The organism is Mucilaginibacter polytrichastri, from assembly GCF_001911425.1.
Classification (GTDB): Bacteria; Bacteroidota; Bacteroidia; order Sphingobacteriales; family Sphingobacteriaceae; genus Mucilaginibacter; species Mucilaginibacter polytrichastri.
The window spans coordinates 2141718-2162294 of the sequence record NZ_MPPL01000001.1 but is presented as its reverse complement, the minus strand read 5'-3'; the positions used below and the strand labels follow the sequence as shown (position 1 = coordinate 2162294).

Annotated in this window: 21 protein-coding genes; 7 read left to right on the top strand and 14 right to left on the bottom strand. The window is 38.7% G+C overall.

What is annotated here, in order from left to right; all coding sequences use genetic code 11:
- Together RG47T_RS26680 and RG47T_RS09360 are read right to left on the bottom strand one after the other, a co-directional pair.
- On the bottom strand, window positions 1-646 hold a 646-nt coding region (locus RG47T_RS26680), incomplete at its 3' end, for a carboxypeptidase-like regulatory domain-containing protein (RefSeq protein WP_253187506.1).
- A 303-nt stretch (window positions 647-949) separates the two neighbouring features.
- Window positions 950-3019 (bottom strand): tetratricopeptide repeat-containing sensor histidine kinase, encoded by a 2070-nt coding sequence (locus RG47T_RS09360; protein WP_074489171.1) that lies wholly within the window; start codon window positions 3017-3019, stop codon window positions 950-952.
- A 168-nt stretch (window positions 3020-3187) separates the two neighbouring features.
- Between RG47T_RS09360 and RG47T_RS09355 the strand changes: the two genes are divergently transcribed.
- Together RG47T_RS09355 and RG47T_RS09350 are read left to right on the top strand one after the other, a co-directional pair.
- Window positions 3188-4348, top strand: a complete 1161-nt coding sequence (locus tag RG47T_RS09355; protein WP_074489170.1) for an MFS transporter — start codon at window positions 3188-3190, stop codon at window positions 4346-4348.
- 105 nt (window positions 4349-4453) lie between these two features.
- Window positions 4454-4744 carry a hypothetical protein gene (locus RG47T_RS09350; protein ID WP_074489169.1) on the top strand — a complete coding sequence of 97 codons (291 nt, stop codon included), beginning with the start codon at window positions 4454-4456 and terminating at the stop codon, window positions 4742-4744.
- An 85-nt stretch (window positions 4745-4829) separates the two neighbouring features.
- On the opposite strand, the gene RG47T_RS09345 is transcribed toward RG47T_RS09350, so the two are convergent.
- Both RG47T_RS09345 and RG47T_RS09340 read right to left on the bottom strand, forming a co-directional pair.
- On the bottom strand, window positions 4830-5582 hold the full coding sequence (locus RG47T_RS09345) for a hypothetical protein (protein ID WP_074489168.1): 753 nt from the start codon (window positions 5580-5582) through the stop codon (window positions 4830-4832).
- A 207-nt stretch (window positions 5583-5789) separates the two neighbouring features.
- Entirely contained in the window at window positions 5790-6992 is a 1203-nt protein-coding gene (locus RG47T_RS09340) for a sensor histidine kinase (RefSeq protein ID WP_074489167.1), read from the bottom strand.
- 128 nt (window positions 6993-7120) lie between these two features.
- Between RG47T_RS09340 and RG47T_RS09335 the strand changes: the two genes are divergently transcribed.
- From RG47T_RS09335 to RG47T_RS09320, 3 genes are all read left to right on the top strand, one after another.
- A complete protein-coding gene (locus tag RG47T_RS09335; protein WP_074489166.1) occupies window positions 7121-8911 on the top strand; it encodes a DUF885 domain-containing protein in 1791 nt (596 codons plus the stop codon).
- A 139-nt stretch (window positions 8912-9050) separates the two neighbouring features.
- Window positions 9051-9458: a BLUF domain-containing protein gene (locus tag RG47T_RS09330; protein WP_074489165.1), complete on the top strand. Its 408-nt coding sequence runs from the start codon at window positions 9051-9053 to the stop codon at window positions 9456-9458.
- 122 nt (window positions 9459-9580) lie between these two features.
- Window positions 9581-11248, top strand: coding sequence for a GAF domain-containing sensor histidine kinase (locus RG47T_RS09320; RefSeq protein WP_083627350.1), 1668 nt, complete (start codon window positions 9581-9583; stop codon window positions 11246-11248).
- Window positions 11249-11261: 13 nt separating this feature from the next.
- Here RG47T_RS09320 and RG47T_RS09315 read toward each other — a convergent pair whose 3' ends face one another.
- From RG47T_RS09315 to RG47T_RS09300, 4 genes are all read right to left on the bottom strand, one after another.
- The gene (locus RG47T_RS09315; protein WP_074489164.1) at window positions 11262-12275 is read right to left on the bottom strand and encodes a PAS domain-containing protein; all 1014 of its coding nucleotides are present in this window, start codon (window positions 12273-12275) and stop codon (window positions 11262-11264) included.
- A gap of 123 nt (window positions 12276-12398) precedes the next feature.
- Window positions 12399-13400, bottom strand: coding sequence for a hypothetical protein (locus tag RG47T_RS09310; protein WP_074489163.1), 1002 nt, complete (start codon window positions 13398-13400; stop codon window positions 12399-12401).
- An 89-nt stretch (window positions 13401-13489) separates the two neighbouring features.
- Window positions 13490-14407 carry a hypothetical protein gene (locus RG47T_RS09305; protein WP_139235669.1) on the bottom strand — a complete coding sequence of 306 codons (918 nt, stop codon included), beginning with the start codon at window positions 14405-14407 and terminating at the stop codon, window positions 13490-13492.
- A 260-nt stretch (window positions 14408-14667) separates the two neighbouring features.
- Entirely contained in the window at window positions 14668-15255 is a 588-nt protein-coding gene (locus tag RG47T_RS09300; RefSeq protein ID WP_074489161.1) for a DUF4142 domain-containing protein, read from the bottom strand.
- A gap of 210 nt (window positions 15256-15465) precedes the next feature.
- On the opposite strand from RG47T_RS09300, the gene RG47T_RS09295 reads away from it, so the two are divergent.
- Window positions 15466-15849, top strand: a complete 384-nt coding sequence (locus RG47T_RS09295) for a hypothetical protein (protein WP_074489160.1) — start codon at window positions 15466-15468, stop codon at window positions 15847-15849.
- Window positions 15850-15870: 21 nt separating this feature from the next.
- On the opposite strand, the gene bioD is transcribed toward RG47T_RS09295, so the two are convergent.
- The 4 genes from bioD to RG47T_RS09275 form a co-directional block, all read right to left on the bottom strand.
- Window positions 15871-16491 carry a dethiobiotin synthase gene (bioD, locus tag RG47T_RS09290; RefSeq protein ID WP_074489159.1) on the bottom strand — a complete coding sequence of 207 codons (621 nt, stop codon included), beginning with the start codon at window positions 16489-16491 and terminating at the stop codon, window positions 15871-15873.
- Complete coding sequence (locus RG47T_RS09285; RefSeq protein ID WP_074489158.1) at window positions 16478-17608, bottom strand: aminotransferase class I/II-fold pyridoxal phosphate-dependent enzyme; 1131 nt, start codon at window positions 17606-17608, stop codon at window positions 16478-16480. Before RG47T_RS09285 ends, bioD begins: the two co-directional genes overlap by 14 nt.
- 70 nt (window positions 17609-17678) lie before the next feature.
- The gene (locus RG47T_RS09280; RefSeq protein WP_074489157.1) at window positions 17679-18053 is read right to left on the bottom strand and encodes a DUF4890 domain-containing protein; all 375 of its coding nucleotides are present in this window, start codon (window positions 18051-18053) and stop codon (window positions 17679-17681) included.
- Window positions 18054-18119: 66 nt separating this feature from the next.
- Window positions 18120-18890, bottom strand: coding sequence for an XRE family transcriptional regulator (locus tag RG47T_RS09275; RefSeq protein WP_074489156.1), 771 nt, complete (start codon window positions 18888-18890; stop codon window positions 18120-18122).
- Between the two features lie 84 nt (window positions 18891-18974).
- Between RG47T_RS09275 and RG47T_RS09270 the strand changes: the two genes are divergently transcribed.
- Window positions 18975-19331: a GIY-YIG nuclease family protein gene (locus RG47T_RS09270; protein WP_074489155.1), complete on the top strand. Its 357-nt coding sequence runs from the start codon at window positions 18975-18977 to the stop codon at window positions 19329-19331.
- Here the strand turns inward: RG47T_RS09270 and msrB are convergent.
- Together msrB and RG47T_RS09260 are read right to left on the bottom strand one after the other, a co-directional pair.
- A complete protein-coding gene (gene msrB / locus RG47T_RS09265) occupies window positions 19321-19797 on the bottom strand; it encodes a peptide-methionine (R)-S-oxide reductase MsrB (protein ID WP_074489154.1) in 477 nt (158 codons plus the stop codon). The two genes, RG47T_RS09270 and msrB, sit on opposite strands and share 11 nt — an antisense overlap.
- Before the next feature lie 89 nt (window positions 19798-19886).
- Window positions 19887-20507 carry a fasciclin domain-containing protein gene (locus tag RG47T_RS09260; protein WP_083627349.1) on the bottom strand — a complete coding sequence of 207 codons (621 nt, stop codon included), beginning with the start codon at window positions 20505-20507 and terminating at the stop codon, window positions 19887-19889.
- Between the last annotated feature and the right edge of the window lie 70 nt (window positions 20508-20577).

Below are 20577 nucleotides of genomic sequence, written 5' to 3'. Positions count from 1 at the left end.
TACGTTCGATGTTGGCAACATCCAGCCCGCCGTTAGTTAAGCCCGGCAGGCCATTTACCATGGTGGGCTGCACAGCAAACCCACGCAGTGAGAAATAACCTGCACCATCGCCTGCTCTACCGGTTGATGACCATAGTTTATCTACACCCGGTGCATTTTTTAAGGCATCATCAAAATTAGTAATCACCTGTTCTTTAATCAGCTCGCTCGAGATCACACTGTAAGCTTGTGGGTTCTCCAGATTTTTAAGCGGCATACGTGCAACATAACCGCTTTCTTTTTGCCCGAATTTATTAGGCTTATTGCCATTAACAACAACTTCCTGAAGTTGGCTGGCGTTTTCTTTAAGTGATACTTCTACCGTGGTTAACTGCCCGGCTGTAATAGTCACCGGCTTTTGCTCGGGGGCTAAACCAACCGCGCTGATTATCAGCGTATATGTGCCGGGTTTAACCTTGTTAATTGTATGCTCGCCTTTATCATTGGTGGCACCGCCAGCTTTTGTTTCTTTCAGGTATACTGAAATATCAGTTGCAGGTTTACCATCTGATGTGGTAACTATTGTTTTTAAACTGCCTGTATTTTGCGCCAGCAGCACTGTTGGGAAAATTAAACATAAAAGTAAGAGTGTAAAGTTTTGCTTCATTTTATTTAGACTAATTATAAACAGCGGCAAAACAACTGAAAATATCCTTACAAACAAAATGAATTTTCAAATCACACGATGCTATATGAAGATGCTTATGCAAAGGCAGGTACCGGCATTGTGATCTGATTTTCAGTAAAATAAAAAAATTGCGTGGTGATTATATAAGGGAGTGGTGCAACTTTTGCATATAATGTTAAGCAGAATAGGTCAATTGATTTTATCTGATACTTAAAGTGTTAAATAATCATCAATAACATATGTTACTGACACACATTGTAGTTATAATATTTGTGAGTGTATTTACACAGTAGCCGGGAGCTGTATATAAAATGTTGTGCCTATGCCTGTTTGGCTTTCAAACCAAATTTGCCCGTTGTGTTTTTCTATTATCCTTTTAGATATGGATAAGCCCAGGCCAAACGGCTGTTCGCCATTGGTGCCAAATTTTTTGGCGGGGGTAAACATTTCAAAAACACTTTCTTTTTCTTTATCGGGGATACCAATGCCGGTATCTGCAATGGCAATAACTACCTGCGAATTATTGAGCCTGATGCTTACCTGTATGGTGCCTCCCTCGTGGCTGAATTTAATGGCGTTTACAATGAGATTGTTAAAAACCCGCCACACTTTTTCGTGGTTAACATTGGCTAAAATGGGTGTATTATCACTTTCAAAGATTATTTCCTGGCCTTTTTCTTTTGCTTTAAATTGAAGTAGTTCAACAGAATCATAAAGTAATGATTTTAGATCAAGGTTTTGTTTTTCTATTACTTCATTTTCATCGGCCAGGCCCGATTTAAGCAACTCATTAATCATTTCCATTGAGTAAATACCCGTGGTTTCAATCAGTTTAAGCATATGACGGCTTTCTTCAGAAAACTCATCTTCGCTTAATAACATGGTAGCAAGGCCGGTCATACCAGATAGGGGATTGCGCAGGTCGTGCGCCATTACCCTCATAACACGGATATAATTTTTATTTACCCGTTCCAACTCTTCAAGTGTAATGTGTAATTGTTGATTGTGCAGGGTAGCACCCATGTGATTACGCTGCGTCTTTTTCAGGCTCCTTATCGTCATAACCAGAATCACTACTGATAAGAGCACAATAACGCTAATACCGCCCAAATATATTTTGTTGGTTTGATTGCGGCGTTGCAGATCAAAAAATGACTGTTGCTGATTAATTGAGCTTAACTCACGGTCTACATCCAACTCATACAAACTCACAGAACTGTTATAAACCGAATCCTTTAACCTGATGTAAGCTTCCTGATATTTATAAGCTTCCAGGGGCTTCTGTAATTTAAACAGGTATTGTGCGTATAAACGATTCCATTCAATATTAAGGTCAGAGTTGGCTTTGTAATATAAATTAAGGAGGGCCTTGGCATTTTTAAATGCATCCAGGGCTTTTTCATTATTGCCTAGCTGCATATTTATTTTAACCAGTTTAATATATGGAGGGATTCTTAAACCATCTATATCTTTAATAGGCAGGGCAAAGCATTTGTCTAGATATTGTTGGGCCTCTTTTAAATTACCCTGCGATAAACTTAAACCGGCGAGGTTGTCAAATATCACTTCCCGGGCACCGTAAATGTACTTTTTACCAACCAGGCTATCTAAATCTGCCTTGGCAATTAACTTTAGATCCTCGTTGAAATAATATTTAGCACTGTCGTTTTGGCCCGATCTGAAATAAGAAAAACCTGCATTGCTAAACGCTCCCTGCCGAAGAAAAAATAACCTTTGTGGTGTAAACTTATCATGGCAATCAAGTAGTTTACGGCCGCTCTCGGCCCAATACTTAGCTGCTAAGGCATACTTTTTTTGACTATAAAAGATATAGGCCATTTTTTGCGCAAGGTTGCCATTGTCGCAAGCGCCATTGGTTAGCAATTGTTTCCCTTTGTAATAATAATTAAGTGCGGTAATGTATTTTTTTGCACGGATGCTGGCATCACCTTTAAGTAACATAATTTGAAAATACTCATTAGGGTACCATTTTATACGTGACGGATTTTTGGTAAAAAAGGCAATTGCGCTATCTGCATAAATGTTCATTTTTACAGCGCCGTTGCCTCCAATTGTGCCATCATCTGCATGGGTAGACATTTGATAATAATAGGTAGTTATTAACGGACTGCTAACCGGTGTTTCGGCACGTACACTTGCAAGCAGTTTTAACGCACTATCTGTTTTTGCAACAACAAAAAGGCTATCTATAGTCTGAAACTTTTTACTAAGTTTATTATTAGCGGTATCACTAACCCGGTTACAGGAGGCAAAAGAAATGATAACTACAATTAGAAATACCGCAAACTTAAACTTATTGATTGTACTTGTTGCCGTTATATAGTTTAGCATAAATAAAATAGTATTGTGGAGATTTCAGGTAATAATATTCGCAGAATAACATTAAACAATGAATTTAATAAAATTCAATTATAAAAGGCTTAGATAATACGTTTATACAAGACATAGCTGTTTATATTAAATTGCTAAATGCCAAATATGCCTTAATTTTGCAGCCACATGTCTCAAACCCTGCTTAAAACAGCATCTCCCAGAAACATCAGGATTGCTAATGCTATTTTCTTCTTTATTTCGGGGTTTAGTTATTCGGCCTGGGCATCACGCATCCCAACTATTAAACATACGATGCACCTTAACGAGGCGCAACTAGGAGGGATATTATTTGCACTGCCTGTTGGTTTAATGGTTACCATGCCTTTAACTAATTATTTGCTGGGGCGTTACAGCAGCAGGGCGATAATGCTTTTGGGGGCACTGGCTTTTAACCTCATGTTATGTTTTGTTGGCTTTGCATCAGCGCCCTGGCAATTGGTTATTATATTGCTGGGTTTTGGGTCGTCGCGCAATTTATTTAATGTGAGCACAAATGCACAGGCCGTAAGTGTACAAAGGCTTTACGATAAATCAATAATTACTACTTTTCATGGTATTTGGAGTATTGCAGGCTTTGCAGGTGCTGCACTCGGCTATATTATGGTTAGCTATAATGTAGCACCAAACTGGCACCTGCCCATTGTGGGAGTAAGTATGATGGGGCTTTCTTTATTTGCTTTCTCCAATACTTTGTATGAACCGGTTGTTCAGCAAACAGAAAAGAAGCCAGTATTTTCGCTGCCCGATAAATTTTTGATCAAGTTTTCTGTTATTGCATTTGTAAGTATGGCCTGTGAGAATACCATGTATGACTGGAGCGGTATTTACTTCGAAAAAGCCATACATACCTCAAAGCAAACTGCCACAGCCGCATTTGTATTTTATATGATAGCCATAACGGCAGGCCGCTTTTTGGGCGATAAAATGGTAAGCCGAATTGGCATTAAAAGAATTTTATTTTATAGCGGTATATTTATTAGCACGGGCTTGTTTATTGCAGTGTTGTTACCTTACACTATACCTGCTATTATCGGCTTTATATTTACAGGGCTGGGCGTATCATGCATTGTGCCGCTGGTGTTTAGCCTGGCAGGTAAATCAACTACTATGAGCAGTGCCCGAGCATTAGCCTCTATATCAACCATTAGTTACCTGGGCTTTTTAATAGTACCGCCGTTAGTAGGTTTTATTGCAGAGGCAGCGGGTATCAGGGTTTCATTTGGCATTATAGCTTTGATGGGAAGTATTGTAATATGGATGGTATCGAAAATTAAAGAAGACGAATAACCGCATAAATTAATAGCTCATTCCGCTATTAAAATACCAATCAAAACAATTAACCTTTAGGTATGTTGATTTATCAAGAGTTTAAAACTTTAAATAAAACAACCTATGGATAAGATAAGGAAATTTGATTTGATGGAAAAGATAGTCCATGAATTAGAAGACTTGAAAAACAGTCAACAGGCTGTGATACAAAAACTGGCTAAAATAGAAGTAGATAATATAGACCTTGGCGATAAAAGGCTTGATAAAGATTTGCCGGATATGCACCAGCGTGTTGCTGATAACCTGGATAACATAGCCGCAATACTAGAATACTTTGCAGGCCAGGCTGATACTTTTAACAGCCAGAATAATATTGCAGCGCTTAAAGAGCAGGAAACAATAAACAATCTATAATAAGATTTTGCAAACAGAAAGCCCCGATGAAAATTTTCATCGGGGCTTTCTGTTATATATTTAAACCGTATTAGGCTGGTTAATATTACAATGCGAAACGCAACCCTAAACTGGTTTGGTATACAGATATTGGCTGATGATCTACATAACGGCCGCTGTGTGCATCATTTTTTATGCTGATACCTGTAGGAGAATCAATAACATTTTCTCTAAGTACAATACCAACGCCATCTGATATTTTCCAGGTTAAAGCAACGCTGCCACCATAGGCAAAAGCAAATGCTTTTGAACTGTATTGTGTGAATGTACTGGTTTGCGTGCCTTCGTAGTTATCTAAAACAACAACTATGTTGGGGCTCGAGAAGCTTTTTATACCACCTGCAACTACGCGTGCATCAACAATAAACTTACTACCTAAGTTAAAGTTATACTGCGGGCCTACCATTAAGTTAAAACTGCTGTAACGCTTACTTGCAGTAACGGTAGATGTGTAAGCGCTACCATCTACACGGTAACCATTAGATAGGTTGGTAACATCATCTGTATTTAAACGGCCTTGATCCTGGTAGGTTAAAGATACTGCGAAGCCCCAGTTTTTATGTACATAAAAACCACCTTCAAAGTCATACATCACACCTTTTTTAGCAAAACCGGCTTTATTATTTGCACCGCCGCCTGTTGCTCCGTAATCGGCTTGTTTAAAACTGGCCATTGGTGCCGACAGGCCTGCAGATATACTAATATAGTTTTGAGGTTTGCCTGGGGTATCCTGCGCTTTTGCAGTAAAAATAAAAAATACGCAGCACAGCAGGGGTAACGATAGTATGAGTTTTTTCATGTGAAACTTAACGACGGGATAATTTTATTATTACATTATATTTCCGCGATCAAAATTAGTTAAATCTGTGAAATAGAGGCAGCATTTGAAGTAAATAGCTCTCTATTTCACACTTTTTAACATATATAACTAAATAACAATGCTTTAAAAGGCTTACAGCTTGGGTTGTTAAAAGATTTTTAACTGATGCATGTGGTTGCAATTAAGTTACTTTTTAATAGATATATAAAATGTAGTGCCTGTACCAATTTCAGATTTTAAATATATGCTGCCTTTAAGTGCTTTCACTAGTTCTTTAACAGTTGATAAACCAATACCAGATCCTTTCTCATTATAGCGGTCGGTAATTTTAAGGGTAAAATTATTGTTGAATATTTTATGGTGGTGCTGTTCGGCTATACCAATGCCATTGTCTTCTATCTCAAACTTGTAAAACTCATCATCTTCATCAAATGCAATCTTTAGTATACCCACTTCTTTATCATTATAACGGATGGCGTTTGTAAACAGGTTAATAAAAATCTGTTCTATAGCCACCGAAGAAATGTTGAGGATATGTGTTTCGGCAGGCATCTGTATTTTAAAATTTGATGGTGTACTTACCAGGCTGCTTACCTTGGTAAGCGTTTCATTAAGATTGATCTGCTTTTTATCGGTTAACAGTAGTGATGGCTTTTTAGAATAGGCCAGCATTTCATCCAGTAAAACAATGAGATTTCTGGTGGAGGTAATATTTAAATCAACCAACCTTTTGCAGCCCTCGTCCTGTAGTTTTTCTAAGCGAATTTTTAAGGCCTGTGAAGTTAATAAAACACTGCTCAGTGGGTTTTTAATATCGTGTGCCGCAGTAGATGCAAATTTTTGTATAAATACATTAGAGTCGCGTATTTCCTGGTTAAGCTTCTCCAGTGTATGCACCTTGCGTCTTAACTCAAGTTTATCAACCACCTGTTTGGCTATAATTTTTAGTGCCTTTGCCTGTTCATCAGTAAGCGCTCTTTTATGATGATCAATTACACACAACGAACCAAGTGCATAACCATCTTCATTAATAAGTGGCACACCTGCATAAAAGGTAATATTGGTATCACCGGTCACTAAGGGGTTATCTGCAAAGCGTTCGTCATGTTTGGCATCAGTAACAACCATAATATCATCATACGACGCAATTGCGTGGGCACAAAATGATTGTTCTACAGGGGTTTCGCGGGCGTTTAACCCGCGGTGCGATTTAAACCATTGGCGTTTGGCATCTACCAAACTAATTAATGCAATAGGTGTATTGCAAATGGTTGATGCCAATAAGGTTAACTCATCAAAGTCTTCTTCTTCAATTGTGTCTAAAATATGATAAGAATCGAGCGCATTAAGTCTTTCTTCTTCATTTTTTTGCTGAGATGTAGACGGCATATGATCTAAAAGTATCTTAACAAAGAAACGGTTACCTGTGATGATTGTTTTTTATTGTAAATCAAATTACAGCTACTGATATTATTTAAGTAATAAACATATCTTAGATGTGTAAATATATCTTTCTGATGAAAAAGAACACCGTGCTAAGCACTGCTACCATATTAATATTATGCGTAGCACCATTTACTGCCAAATTGCAGCCCAAACCAATTGAAAATACCAAAGCCTGGGTAGCTAGGTCAGACCGGTATACGCAACAGCTTATCGATCTGGATAAAAAATATTCGCCCGAATATGGCTCATCGCAAGGGCTGGCCGAATATGATACGCAGATATCTGTACCTACACTGGCTAATCAATTAGCAGAAAGAAAAGACGAAGAAGCATTAGTTGTACGCTATACCGCTGCTTTAAAAACCGAACATGATGCACCAGTGGCACAGGATCTTAAAATATTAATAGATCACCTGAAACTAGGCTTTCGTCAGCAGGATTTTAATGATCAAAAAGAGGTGCCGTTTTTAAATGCTGCAGAAACTATTTATAATGGCTTGGATATTTTATTGGATGACCAAACCCCCGAGGCTCGCCATGCGGCAGCTGTAGCCCGCATACGTAAATATGCAGGCCTCGAAAATGGCTATAAACCAATTACAACAATACTTCAGGAGCGTGTGGCGCTACAAATTGCCAAGCCCAATATGATTTATCCGGGCAAGCAGCAAATGGAGGTAGCCCTGTCGCGCAATGCAAGCATTATTGCAGGCATACCAGAGCTATGTAAGAAATACAAGCTAACCGGTTGGGAAGAGCCTTATGCCCAGCTTAAAAAGCAGGTAGAAGCTTACGATCAATGGACCCGCGAACATGTATTAACCAAGGCCCGCACAGATTTTCGCCTGCCGGCAGAAGAATATAAACTGGCGCTGGAAAACTATGGTGTGAACATCCCGCCGGCCGATTTGGCTAAAATGGCTCACGCTGCTTTTATTGATATTCAAAACCAGATGCAACCTATTGCCGAACAAGTGGCCAAACAACGCCATCTGACATCGAACGATTATCGCGATGTGATCCATGAGCTTAAAAAAGAGCAAATTCACGGTGATTCTATCATCCCTTTATATGAACGCCATTTAAAAGATATTGAAGCCATTATCCGTGAGCATCAACTTGTAACATTGCCAAGCCGCCCCGCTATTATCCGTTTGGCTACCGCTGCTGAGACTGCACAAGGCCCGGCTCCGCATATGGTACCGCCGCCGTTTTTGAATAACACCGGCCAGCGTGGGGTATTTGTATTACCGCTTAACATGCCTGCCGCACCAGGCGAAAAAGAAACGGCCAAGTTTGATGACTTTACTTTCGATGCGGCATCCTGGACCATCATAGCACACGAAGCCCGCCCTGGACACGAACTGCAATTTGATAAAATGGTAGAAGAAGGTGTATCTAAAGCACGTGCTCTGTATGCTTTTAACTCAACCAATGCAGAAGGTTGGGGGCTTTATGCCGAATACATTACCCGCCCATATATGCCGCTGGAAGGCCAGTTGGTATCGTTAGATTACCGTTTACTACGTGCTGCGCGTGCATTTTTAGACCCAGAACTACAAGCCGGCATAGTTACCCAGCAACAAGCGCTTGATGTACTGATGAAAGACGTGGTACAATCTCGCGCTTTTGCCCAACAGGAAGTTGAACGCTATTCGCTGCGTGCCCCTGGGCAGGCAAATAGCTATTTTTATGGCTTTACCAAAATGATAGCCCTGCGTAAAGATACCGAAGCTGCATTAGGTAATAAGTTTAATGCTTTACGTTTCCACGATTTTATCTTGTCGCAAGGTTTATTGCCACCGGCATTGATCCGTGAGGCGGTTGTGAATGAGTTTATACCGGCTGAAAAAGCGAAGTAAGTTTTATCATTATAGTATAGGGCTATTAATGGGTTTAAGCCTGTTAATAGCCTTTTTTTATTACCGGGCGTTTCTTAATTGGCTAAATACAAACTTAAATGCTGCATAATCGTATTACACGTATTATAAACCAATGTTTATGTACTTTATTAGTTATAGCAGTTATGCATCCTTTGATTTGAATGAAGATCAGCTAAAATCTTTGCTCATCCAATCGCGGGATAGAAATCAGCACATGGGCATCACGGGCATGCTTTTTTATTTCGATCAGAAATTTATACAATTAATTGAGGGCGAAGAAGATAGTGTGAAATTATTATATGCCGATATATGTGAAGATGAAAGGCATAAACATGTGATTACCTTGAAAGAGGGTGTGATAGAAAATCGCTATTTTTTAGATTGGTCTATGGGTTTTAAATCAATTTCTACAGATGAAATGGACAACCTGGAAGGTTATCAAAATCTCCAAACACCAACCGGACTGAATTTTCCTTCTATTTTAAACCTGATGAAACTGGTATCAGATAAAGAACCATTATCCTGAACTCAGGCTTAACCGGACATTAAAATTTGTAGACTTAAGTTTATGTTGTTGATCATCATTTTTAAATCTGCCTTAAATATTATTAATTTGTAAAAACCTGGTACAATATTTAAGATTATACATTGTCAATTACACAATCAAGCATCCAGGCCGATATTGAAGCTATCGGTAAAATACCTGTGGTAGAAAGCCTGTTAGAGGTTATTTGCCGTACCACAGGTATGGGTTTTGCAGCTGTAGCACGTGTAACAGACGAGAAATGGATAGCCTGTAGTGTACGTGACGAAATTGAATTTGGATTATTGCCCGGTGGGGAGCTGCTGCTTGAAACCACTATTTGCCACGAAATAAAGCAAAGCAACGAGGGGGTTGTAATTAACCATGTTGACTTAGATCCAAGCTTTCGCTCGCACCATACACCGGCTATGTACGGTTTTCAAAGTTATATCTCGATGCCTATTACCCGTAAGGATGGTACCTTTTTTGGTACGCTTTGCGCCATTGACCCTAAACCCGCCAAGCTTGATAACCCGCAAACTATAGGCATGTTTAAGCTATTTGCCGATCTTATTGCTTTTCACCTTGCTGCTGTTGACCAGATTTCTTTAGCCCAGGTTTCTATCCTGGAAGAGCGCAAGAGTTTAGAAATGACAGCGTTGTTTAATAAACAACTGGCAAGTACAAATAAGCAACTGGCTGAAACTAAAAAGAATTTGCAAAGCATGGTAAGCAAGCTTACCGAAAGTGAAGATAAGTTATTACAAGCTATTGAAACCGGCCGAATGGGCACCTGGAGCATTAACCCGGTTACTTATGAGGTAACGATGTCTAACTTTATTAAAGATATGTTTGGCTTTTCGCCTGATAAAGAGGTATCGATAGAAGAAATTGTAAACGCAGTTGACCCGGATTACCGGCAAATGCTGACCGACGTTTTAGGGAACGCCATTGCCAAACATCAATCCAGCGATACCGAATATCCAATAACTAATGCAATTACCAATGAAATTAAATGGATAAAAGCTACCGGTAAAGTATTTATGGATGCCGATGGCAATGTTACCGAATACTCGGGTATGTTTATGGATATCACCGAACGTAAAATGGATGATATACGTAAAAATGATTTTATTGGCATGGTAAGCCACGAGCTTAAAACGCCGCTTACATCATTAAGCGCCTACCTGCAAATGCTGCATGCTAAGGCTAAAAAAGCAGAAGACAGTTTTACATCCGGAGCATTAGAAAAGGCCAACATCCAGGTGAAAAAGATGAGCGGAATGATCAATGGTTTTTTAAATGTATCGCGTTTAGAATCCGGGAAAATTCAATTGATTAAGCAAGACTTTATTTTGGACCAGTTGGTGAACGAGGTAATGGAGGAAACAAAGCTTACAGTATCCAGTCATCCCATAACCTTTGTTCCGTGTCAGCCATTTGCCATCACCGCCGATAGGGATAAGATTGCAAATGTGATCTCTAACCTGTTAAGCAATGCGGTTAAATATTCGCCCAAGGGTAAAAAAATAGAGTTAAGGTGTAATATTGTTGATGGCCATGCCCAGGTAAGTGTAAAAGATGAGGGAATGGGTATTAAGCAACAGGATATTGATAAATTGTTCAGCCGCTTTTACCGGGTTAACAGTGAAGATACACAGCATATATCCGGCTTTGGTATAGGACTTTATTTATGTGCAGAAATTATTGAACGCCATAACGGTAAAATATGGGTAGAAAGCCAGTTGGGGGTTGGGTCTACATTCTATTTCAGCTTACCATTAGCTAATTAATTTAAGGCCTAATCTAATCATCTATAGCTTTATCAATAATACGCTTTATTACAGCATCCAGCTCTTGTGTAGCTGTTCTTAAATGGTCAAAAAGTTCCTTGTGTGGAACATCATTTACAAATTCTTTATCAAAAAGTTGCATCAGGCCTAAAATGCTGGCGACAGGCCGCCTTATCTCGTGCGAATTTATTTGGGCAATTTCCATTAATTGCTCGTTTTGTTTTACTATCCGCAGTTCTTTCTCTTTTAATTCGGTAATGTCCTGCATGGCACCCACCATTCTAATTGCCTTTTTATCGCTATTCCTGATAATGTACCCCTGGTCAATAATAAATGCAATGGAGTTATCAGCTCTTAAATAACGGTATTCATCCCTCCAAAACGTTATATCCTTACTATGGATTGCAGCATGTATCCCTCTTAATACATATTCTTTATCTTCGGGATGGATGTGGTTTACCCAGATATTAATAGGCTCCCTTTTGATATCTGTAGCATAGCCAAAATTGGTTTCAAAGCTTTTGCCTAATTTTAATTTATTCGTTTTAATGTTCCAATCCCAAATTACATCTTTTGTTGCTGCCGTAACTAATTTGTATCGTTCGTTACTTAACCGCAACTTTTCTTCTGCTTGTTCTTTTATTTTATTTGCCTTTATAATTTCTGAAATATCCCTGGCAGATGCATAAAGTGTTTCATCTGGCAACTGGTTTGCATTCCACGATAGCGATTTATAATGGCCGTCGGCACAGCGATACCGGTTATTAAATAATAAAACAGTTTCATTTCTGTTTAATGCTTCATGTTGTCTGAGTGTTTTTGGTACATCATCGGGGTGCACGAAGCTAATGGAAGGTTTACCTAACAGATCTTCATCAGTATAACCTAACGCATCCTTAAAGGCACAATTAGCCTTTAAAATACTGCCATCTGCCGAGAATTGACATAATAAGTCGGGGGAGAGGTTGAACAACATGTCGAGGCCGGCAACATAGTCAACACATTTAATTTCAATGGCGCTTTCCATACTTTATTTTACCTATTGTACCTTGTTAAAGCCATTGAGTTAACTATCAATAAGGTTAGTTAAAATAAGATACGAAAATTGGTCGACTTAAGTTTTGTTCATTTTATTCATTTGCTTAACCCGCTAATCGCGATGTTTTGCCAATGTATCTGTAACAGCATGGGGTGCTGCTGTGCTACCTTTTAAATGAATTGATATGATGCTGGCATGCGTCATTCCTAATGTTGAACCAGGTATAATTTTGAAGTATAATTTCAAGTAGCTTTTCATAATACCTTCTGCAATACGGTTATATGGTGCTTCAAATTCCGGGCTCATGCTAAAGTCGACCAATGCACGCCTGTAATGCATTTCGCCTTTATCATCAACATATACCGAAAACGAATAATAGAAATTTTTGTAAGCTTTATTAATTACAATGTCGAAAGTAGGGTCGAGGTAATCATCGGAAGTATCAAAGTTATTTTGCATTTCGGGTATAGTTTTGCGCTGTATTGCGCTAGCTAAGGGGCTTAGGCTAATAAGTTTAACCGGCTGCCTTGCTGCAAATGCTTTGGTGTAGTTGCTGTTTGCTTTGGCTACCAAGCCACGTATAAAAGCGGTATCCCTTTTGCTTGGATGCCGTAAAATAACGCTGTCGCTATGTAATACGTTTTTAATGTAATTATCGGCATACATAATCATGTAAACTTTGGCTCCTTTGGTTTCTATAGAATCGCCACTAAATTTAAGTATTTCGAGTACAAGGCTATCCCTATTCATTTTTTTAACCTTAAGCCAGGTACGGGCGGTGTTAAAAATAGAATCATAGCCACGGCTAAGCGGGAAATTGATCAGTTGTTTTTTAATAGGGCTGTATATCCGGGCAGAGTCATCCGAAATAAAGCTCATTTTCCACTCCGGTTCTAACTGATAGCCATACTCATTAAAAGCCAACCCGTTTTTCATGCGCCGGGCTACCTCGGTATAACTTATGCCCTGGATAGATTTAAAGGATATTAAGTCTTTAGCGCCATTGTGTGATACAATATTTTTGCGCTTGCAGCTAGTTACCCCTAAAGCAATAACCGTAAGCATAATTATAGTTCCGGAAGTTTTAATAGATAGTTGTTTAATACCTAGCATAAATTACAGATGTACTTATTAAACCCGAATATAAACTGTTTTTGATTAACGTATAAATCAAAGGTGTTTTGAAGCACATATATGTTTGACTAACTGGACGCAGATTTTACTTTAATACCTCTTACATGAATAGAAATAATGCTGGAGTGCCGCATACCTAATGTTGAGCCCGGAGTTATGTTAAGATAATATTTGAAATAAGTATTCATAATTGCCTTAGATTCTTTAATATACGCTTCCTTATAATTGTTTTCAAAAAAACCGACTAACGGGATTCTGTAAAACAAGTTACCCTTATCATCTACATATACCGAAAATGAATAGTGGAAATTGCGATAAGCTTTACTAATAACGATATAAAAAGTTGGATTAAGATAATCGTCAGAGGTATCAAAGTTATTTTCCATTAAAGGCTCTGTTTTGTTTTTGGTAATTATCACATGTTGGCTTTTGCTAATTAATTGCGCAGGTACGCTAGCTGCAAAAGCTTTAAGGTAGTTGCCATTTGCAATATTTGCCATTTGGCGTATAAACACCGTATCTCTGTTACATGGACGCCTTAACCTAATCGTATTACTATGGAGCGTATTATTGATATAATCTTCTGTATAGAACAACATATATACCTTGGAGCCGGTAACGTCAATCATCCCGTCCTTATATTGTAGCATCTCGAGTAGGAGGCTGTCCTTATTCATTTTTCTAACCTTAAACCATGAGCGGGCTGTATTAAAAATAGAATCGTAGCCACGGGTTAACGGGAAATTGATGAATTGCCTTTTAATAGGACTATAAATACGGGTTGAATCGTCTGAAATAAAACTCATTTTCCATTGCGGTTCCAATTGATAGCCGTATTCATTGAAGGCCAGGCCGTTTTTCATCCGGCGTGCCACTTCGGTATAAGTTATACCTTGGATAGATTTAAAAGAGATGAGATCTTTTGTGCCATTGTGGGCAACAATATTTCTGCGTTTGCAGCTTGAGTTTGCTATTGCAATAGCCATAAATAGCATCAATAAACAAACTGCGTTACAATGTATTTTAAAATTCAGCATTCGCTACAGATAACACCTTATATAATTGCCTTAATAATTAAGTAAAGATGTATTAAAATACTGTTGCTAAGTACAAAGCAAGGTTAATGAATGTTAATTAACGTTAATTTTTATTTTAGGTTAAGAGCCTCTAAACTCCGTATTAATTAAAAAAGGGGAGCAGCTTTTAAACTGTTCCCCTTTTTTTGATGTAATAACTACTTAATGGCTTATTTCAAGCCGTCTTTAATTTTTTTAATTGCATCTAAGTGTGCTTGCACAATTGGAGCAGTTTCAGTAGCAAAAGCTTTAAGCTCGGCATCTTTACCGTCTTTAGCTTCACCATTCATCAGGTCTAATGTTTTTTTGTGGCCATCAACCATCGCATCAACGTATGCTTTGTCGAAATCTTTACCTGTTAATTTAGCTAAATCATCCATTTTTTTCTGGTGGTCTGCATCTACAGTTACCGGTAAAGTGATGTTTTTAGTTTTAGCTATTTCAGTCAGTTTTTCGTTAGCCTTGCCGTGGTCTGATACCATCATGGTAGCAAATTCTTTAACAGAAGCGTTAGTTGTTTTGGTTAAAGCCAGTTTACCTAATGCAACTTCGGCCATACCGCCATTTGCTGCTTCAGTAGTAAATTTAGAGTCAGCCTGGTCAACAGCTATACCACCAGTAGCGGCAACGTTTGTAGTAGTGTCTTTAGTTTTGTTTAAGCTGTCTGCGCTTTCTTTAGCGTCTTTCGGTTTACTGTCACAACCCTGGAATGCAATTGCAGCCGCAGCGATCATAACCATGTAACTTAACTTTTTCATAGGTGTTTGTGTTTTTGATTTGTTTTAGAACATATGATCGAGTATTAAGTTTTAATTAAATTGTTATCACTTATATATATTAACATATGTATTTATGAATAATCAGAACTTATACAAATCATAATTACTTCATATATAATATGTTAAATAAGGTTAAAGGAAATATACAGTGTATGAATTTAATTTAAATTGCATAGAAATTTTTTTGATATGAACCAGTTTGCCTTTTCAATATTATTTATACTCTTCACTTTTAATACAGTTAATCCTCCAATTATATCTGCTGATGCTGCATCGAAGCATATCGGCAAAACTGTTAAAATTGTAGATAAGGTATACAGCAGTAAAATGAGAGGCAATGACAGAGTACTACACATTGGTGGCTCGGCAGAACACCAGTATCTCACTATTATTATTAAAGCTGAGGAAAATACAGATTTAAGCGAACAGGAAAAAACCAGGTATACAGGCTATAATATATATGTAACCGGCAAATTGGTTAAATACAAAGGCACCCCGGCTATCATAGTTACTAATCCTAAACAGATAGGTATTGTAATGGTAGATCATGATCTTCATCAGGCTTTTAACTAGTGATTATGCAGGCTAATTACCTCAAAGCCCTTCAATTAATTTGCCGGCATTAACAATTGCTTGTTTATCAATGTGCTGTAATTGAGGGATTTTACCCAGTAGTTTCAGGCCGGTATATTGCAGGATATACCTTTCGGATTCGGCATCTGCATCGCCATTAAATATTATTCCTTTAATGGGAATATTTTCTTGTTGTAATGCTTTCCATGATAGTATGGTATGATTTATACTACCCAGGTAGTTTTGTGAAACCAGTATAACTTCGGCCTGTAATTTTTTTATCAGGTCTATCATCAGGTACTTTTCATTGAGCGGAACCATTAAACCGCCGGCACCTTCAATAATTAAAGTATTACTTATTTGAGGTATATAAAAATGATCGATATCGATCACAATACCATCAATAGCTGCTGATTTATGCGGAGAATAGGGCTCAGTAAGGCGATAAGTTTCCGGATGGAAAACAGTTTTTTCGTTCGAGACCAAAGCCTTTACTTTAAGCGTATCACTGTCGTCCAAATCACCGGACTGGATGGGTTTCCAGTAATCGGCTTTCAATTTTTCGGTTAGTATAGCGGCTGTTATAGTTTTGCCTATGCCGGTGCCAATGCCGGTTATAAATAATGGTTTATGCTGAGGCATTAATTAGTTTATTTAATGTGTTTGCCAGTAATTGAATTTGTTGCGGTGTGTTATAAGCGTGTATGCAAATACGTAGCCTTTCTGTACCTGCTGCTACAGTAGGGCTAAGCACCGGCCTTACGTCAATACCAGTATAATTTAAGTTTTGTGCTATTAGTTTGGCCTTATCATTACAGCCCGCCATAACACAATGTATAGCACTTGTGCTGTTGTTTTTTATTTGGTATGCTGATAACAGTTCGTTGAATAATTTGATGTTAACCTGTAGGTTTTGAATATCGTTCTGTGAGTTATTAAGCAGCTGATAAGCCATCTTGATACCCGCCAATTGATGAAACGAAGCAGCTGTGCTATATATAAAGGAGCGCGCAAAGTTTACCAAATAATTATTTAACAAGGCACTGCTTAAAACAATAGCACCATGTGTACCCATCGCTTTGCCGAAGGTGATTATGCAGGCAAAAACTTTTTGCTGCAGGTTTAATTCATTAATTAATCCTTTGCCGAACACGCCTATCGCGTGGGCTTCGTCAACTATAAGGTGGGCATTGTATTGGGTAGTTAGTTCTAAAATGGCCGCAATAGGGGGGATGTCGCCATCCATTGAGTAAACGCTCTCTATTACTACATAGATTTGGCCTTTGGCATGCTGTAGCTTTTCTTCCAGGCTAACCAGGTCATTATGTTTAAAGGTATACCGGTTGGCGTTGCTTAAACGGATACCGTCTATAATAGAGGCGTGGATCAGTTCATCGGTAATAACGGTATCTGCGCGTTGGGGCAGGCTCGAGAACAAGCCCAGATTGGCGTCATAGCCCGAATTAAATAATAACCCAGCCTCATAGCCATGATACCTTGCTATTTGCTGCTCCAGTTGTTCGGCATACTGCAAATTCCCCGTCAGTAATCGTGAGCCTGTAGAACCGTTATAATAGCCCGGATATTGGGCTAACTCTCCGGCAATTAATTCGTTTAATTTAGCCGAGCGGGCAAACCCCAGGTAATCGTTAGAAGAAAAATCAATCAGATCAGTACTTTCAGGCTTAAGCGTCCTGTAATTGCCGGCTTGCTTGCGTTCGTTAAGCCGGTTTGCGATATATTGATCTGATGGGTGCACCGTTTTAATTTGCTGCTAAAATAAAAAAAGCGGCATGATAGCCGCTTCTTCTTTGTGTAATAAATTACAATTAGTTTTGCTGAGGTGCGCCACCGCCGCCGTTTTGCATACGGGCACGCATATCATCCTGCATTTTTTTGTATGCTGCTGCTTGTTCAGGTGTTAAGATAGTAGCAATTTTTGCCTGAGTTGCTTGTCTGATCGGGCCCATGCCGGTCATCATAGCTTGTCTGTCGCCATTTGATGCGGTACGTACGCTATCCATTTTAGTAGATTGCGCAGTAAGGACAGCGGTAACTTTAGCAGTTTGGTCATCAGTTAATTTTAACTGGGTTTGCATTGCCTTAGCTTGCTCATCCGGGCTCATACGCATACGGCCACCTTGTGCATGTGATGCTGCAGCAAATCCTACTACCAGGCAACACATTAAAAATACTTTCTTCATCGTTTTTAGTTTTTAATAGTTCTTGGATAAAGATATACCCTTATGGTTTAATAACCATGCTGTAACTTAATTGTTGCTTAGCTTTGAAATAGAGCGCTGCATCTGCGTCATCATAGCGGTAAGGCTTTCCATAGTAGGCTCTGGTGTGGGCTGGGGCATGTGGGTAGAGAAATATGCTTTCGCTTTCCAAACCTCTAAAATATCCTCTCCACCAATTTCGTAAGGTTCGTAAACCGGGTTGTCTGATACCAGTTTCAGTTTTTTATTTTCTTTGTATTTGTTACCGATGCGTTTGTATACCACACCTTCTGTTTTTGATATTACTACATAAGTTTCGGTAGCTTTAATATCGGCCCAGTTCTCCACATATTCGCCTATAACAATACTGCCGGACAATAGCGGAAGCATCGAATCGCCTTTGATTTCAAAAGCACGGAATGTGCCTTGTTTAAACATCGGCAAATAAAACTTAGGCAGTGTGCCTACAAATTCGGGGTCGGCGTAACCGTTCAGGTAGCCTGCGCTAGCCTTAACAGGTACCAGTTCTATATTCTCGTTATCGTCTTTATCAACGGTAATACTAAGTACTCTTAAATTAGCAGGATTACCTTTTGGCTTAGGAGCCCACTTTTCATCAATAGTTTCATTAATTAATGCATCAATGCTAACGTCAAAAAAAAGTGCTAATTTTTTTAGTAAATCATATTTAGGATCAGCACGATCTTCTTCATAAGCGCCCACTAACGATCTTTTTATACCTATCTGATCTGCAAATTGTTGTTGGGTTAAACCTTTTTTCTTTCTAAGAAATTTTAGGTTAGATGAAATTATTGACATAAAATTTGGAATTGCTAATTTTGTTAGTAACTTTATGCTCATAAAATTAGTAATTATTTTTTGACTACCAAATATTATTATCAAATGAAAAGGTTCATCTATATTATTACAGACAGAAACAGAAATAATTTGCACGTAGGTTTATGCTCAGACCTGGTTAAAACGCTGAAATTTTACAGTGATATGCCAAGCCTGTTTTTTGATAACGCCCAGCAGCTTAACCGCCTGGTATATTTTGAAGAGATCAATAACGAAGAGATGGCTATGGAACGGTTTAAGTTTGTAAGTACTTTTACCCGTAGCCAAAAAGAAAAGATGATTAGATCTGTAAATGCAGATTGGGTAGATCTAACCATCGGTTTAAAATACGAGCAGGGCATGCGTGTTCGTACTTATGTACGCCCGTCGTTTGCATCGCGCCTGCAGCAGGTTACTGTTTAATAAATTTCAGGGCACCAGAGTTCATGCAATATCTTTTACCGCCACGGTCTGCAGGGCCGTCGTCAAAAACATGGCCAAGGTGTAATCCTGTACTTTTTTCTACTACTTCGGTACGTTCCATGCCGTAGCTGTCATCGGTTACTACAGCTATTTTGCCTGCGTTAACCGGCTTAACAAAACTTGGCCAGCCGGTGCCGCTGTCAAATTTATCGTCCGAACTAAATAATACCTCGCCGGTTGCGGCACTCACGTATATACCTTTTTGGTGATTATCCCAATAGGCATTTTTAAAAGGCGGTTCGGTGCCTTTATTTACCATAATATCGTATTCGTTGGGGCTTAGTTTATTTTTCCATTTATCAACCTGCACCTGTGTTGTTTTGGTCTTACTGCCTTGCCCGTTCATTTGCTGGCAGCCAAACAGTATGATAGAACTTACGAAGAATATATTTGCTAGCTTTTTCATTTGATCTTAAATATAATATGTAAGGTGAGATTACCTTACATATTATATATCTAATTACGTCAGCACGTTAGGTATAGTTTGCCAACGTTTTAAATAGCCCTTACTTTAGGTATTAATACACCATTTATGACATGGATAAGACCGTTACTCTGTTCCACATCATCTGTCCCGATCATGCTTTTATTACCATTCTCGTCAATCAGTATAATATTATCGTTTTCGTCAAAGGTGGCTTTTATGGTACAGCCGGCTAATGTGGTTATTACGGCAGTGCCTTTACCCGAACGTATTTTTCTGCTGATGCTTCTTTTAGTCATGCGGCCGTAAACGGCATGGCAGGCTACTATATTACAAAGATCTAAATTGTGGCTGTGCTTTAGCAGGGTATCCATCTTGCCTTTAGGTAATTTATCAAAGGCGGCATTGGTAGGCGCAAAAAATGTGAGAGGCCCTTTGCTTTTTAAGGTTCCTGTTAATCCTGCAGCCCTTATGGCGGTGAGCAGTACTTTAAAATCGGGCACGTTGGTTAAATTTTGAATAATGTCTTTAGCGGCAAACATGTCTACGCCTTCAACGGTCTTCACTTTTTTGCTCTTGTTAATTTTTGCCCTAACACTATCTGTAACAGTTGCGGTTGACATTGCCACTTTTTGCCCGTAAGCTGTTAGTCCAATCCCAAATAACAAAGTAAACAGCAAAACTTTATACATATAACCAACCTATTAATAGTTAGTTAACTGTTTAAGCTGTGCGTTGTTTTAAATAAAAGCGGAGTAACCA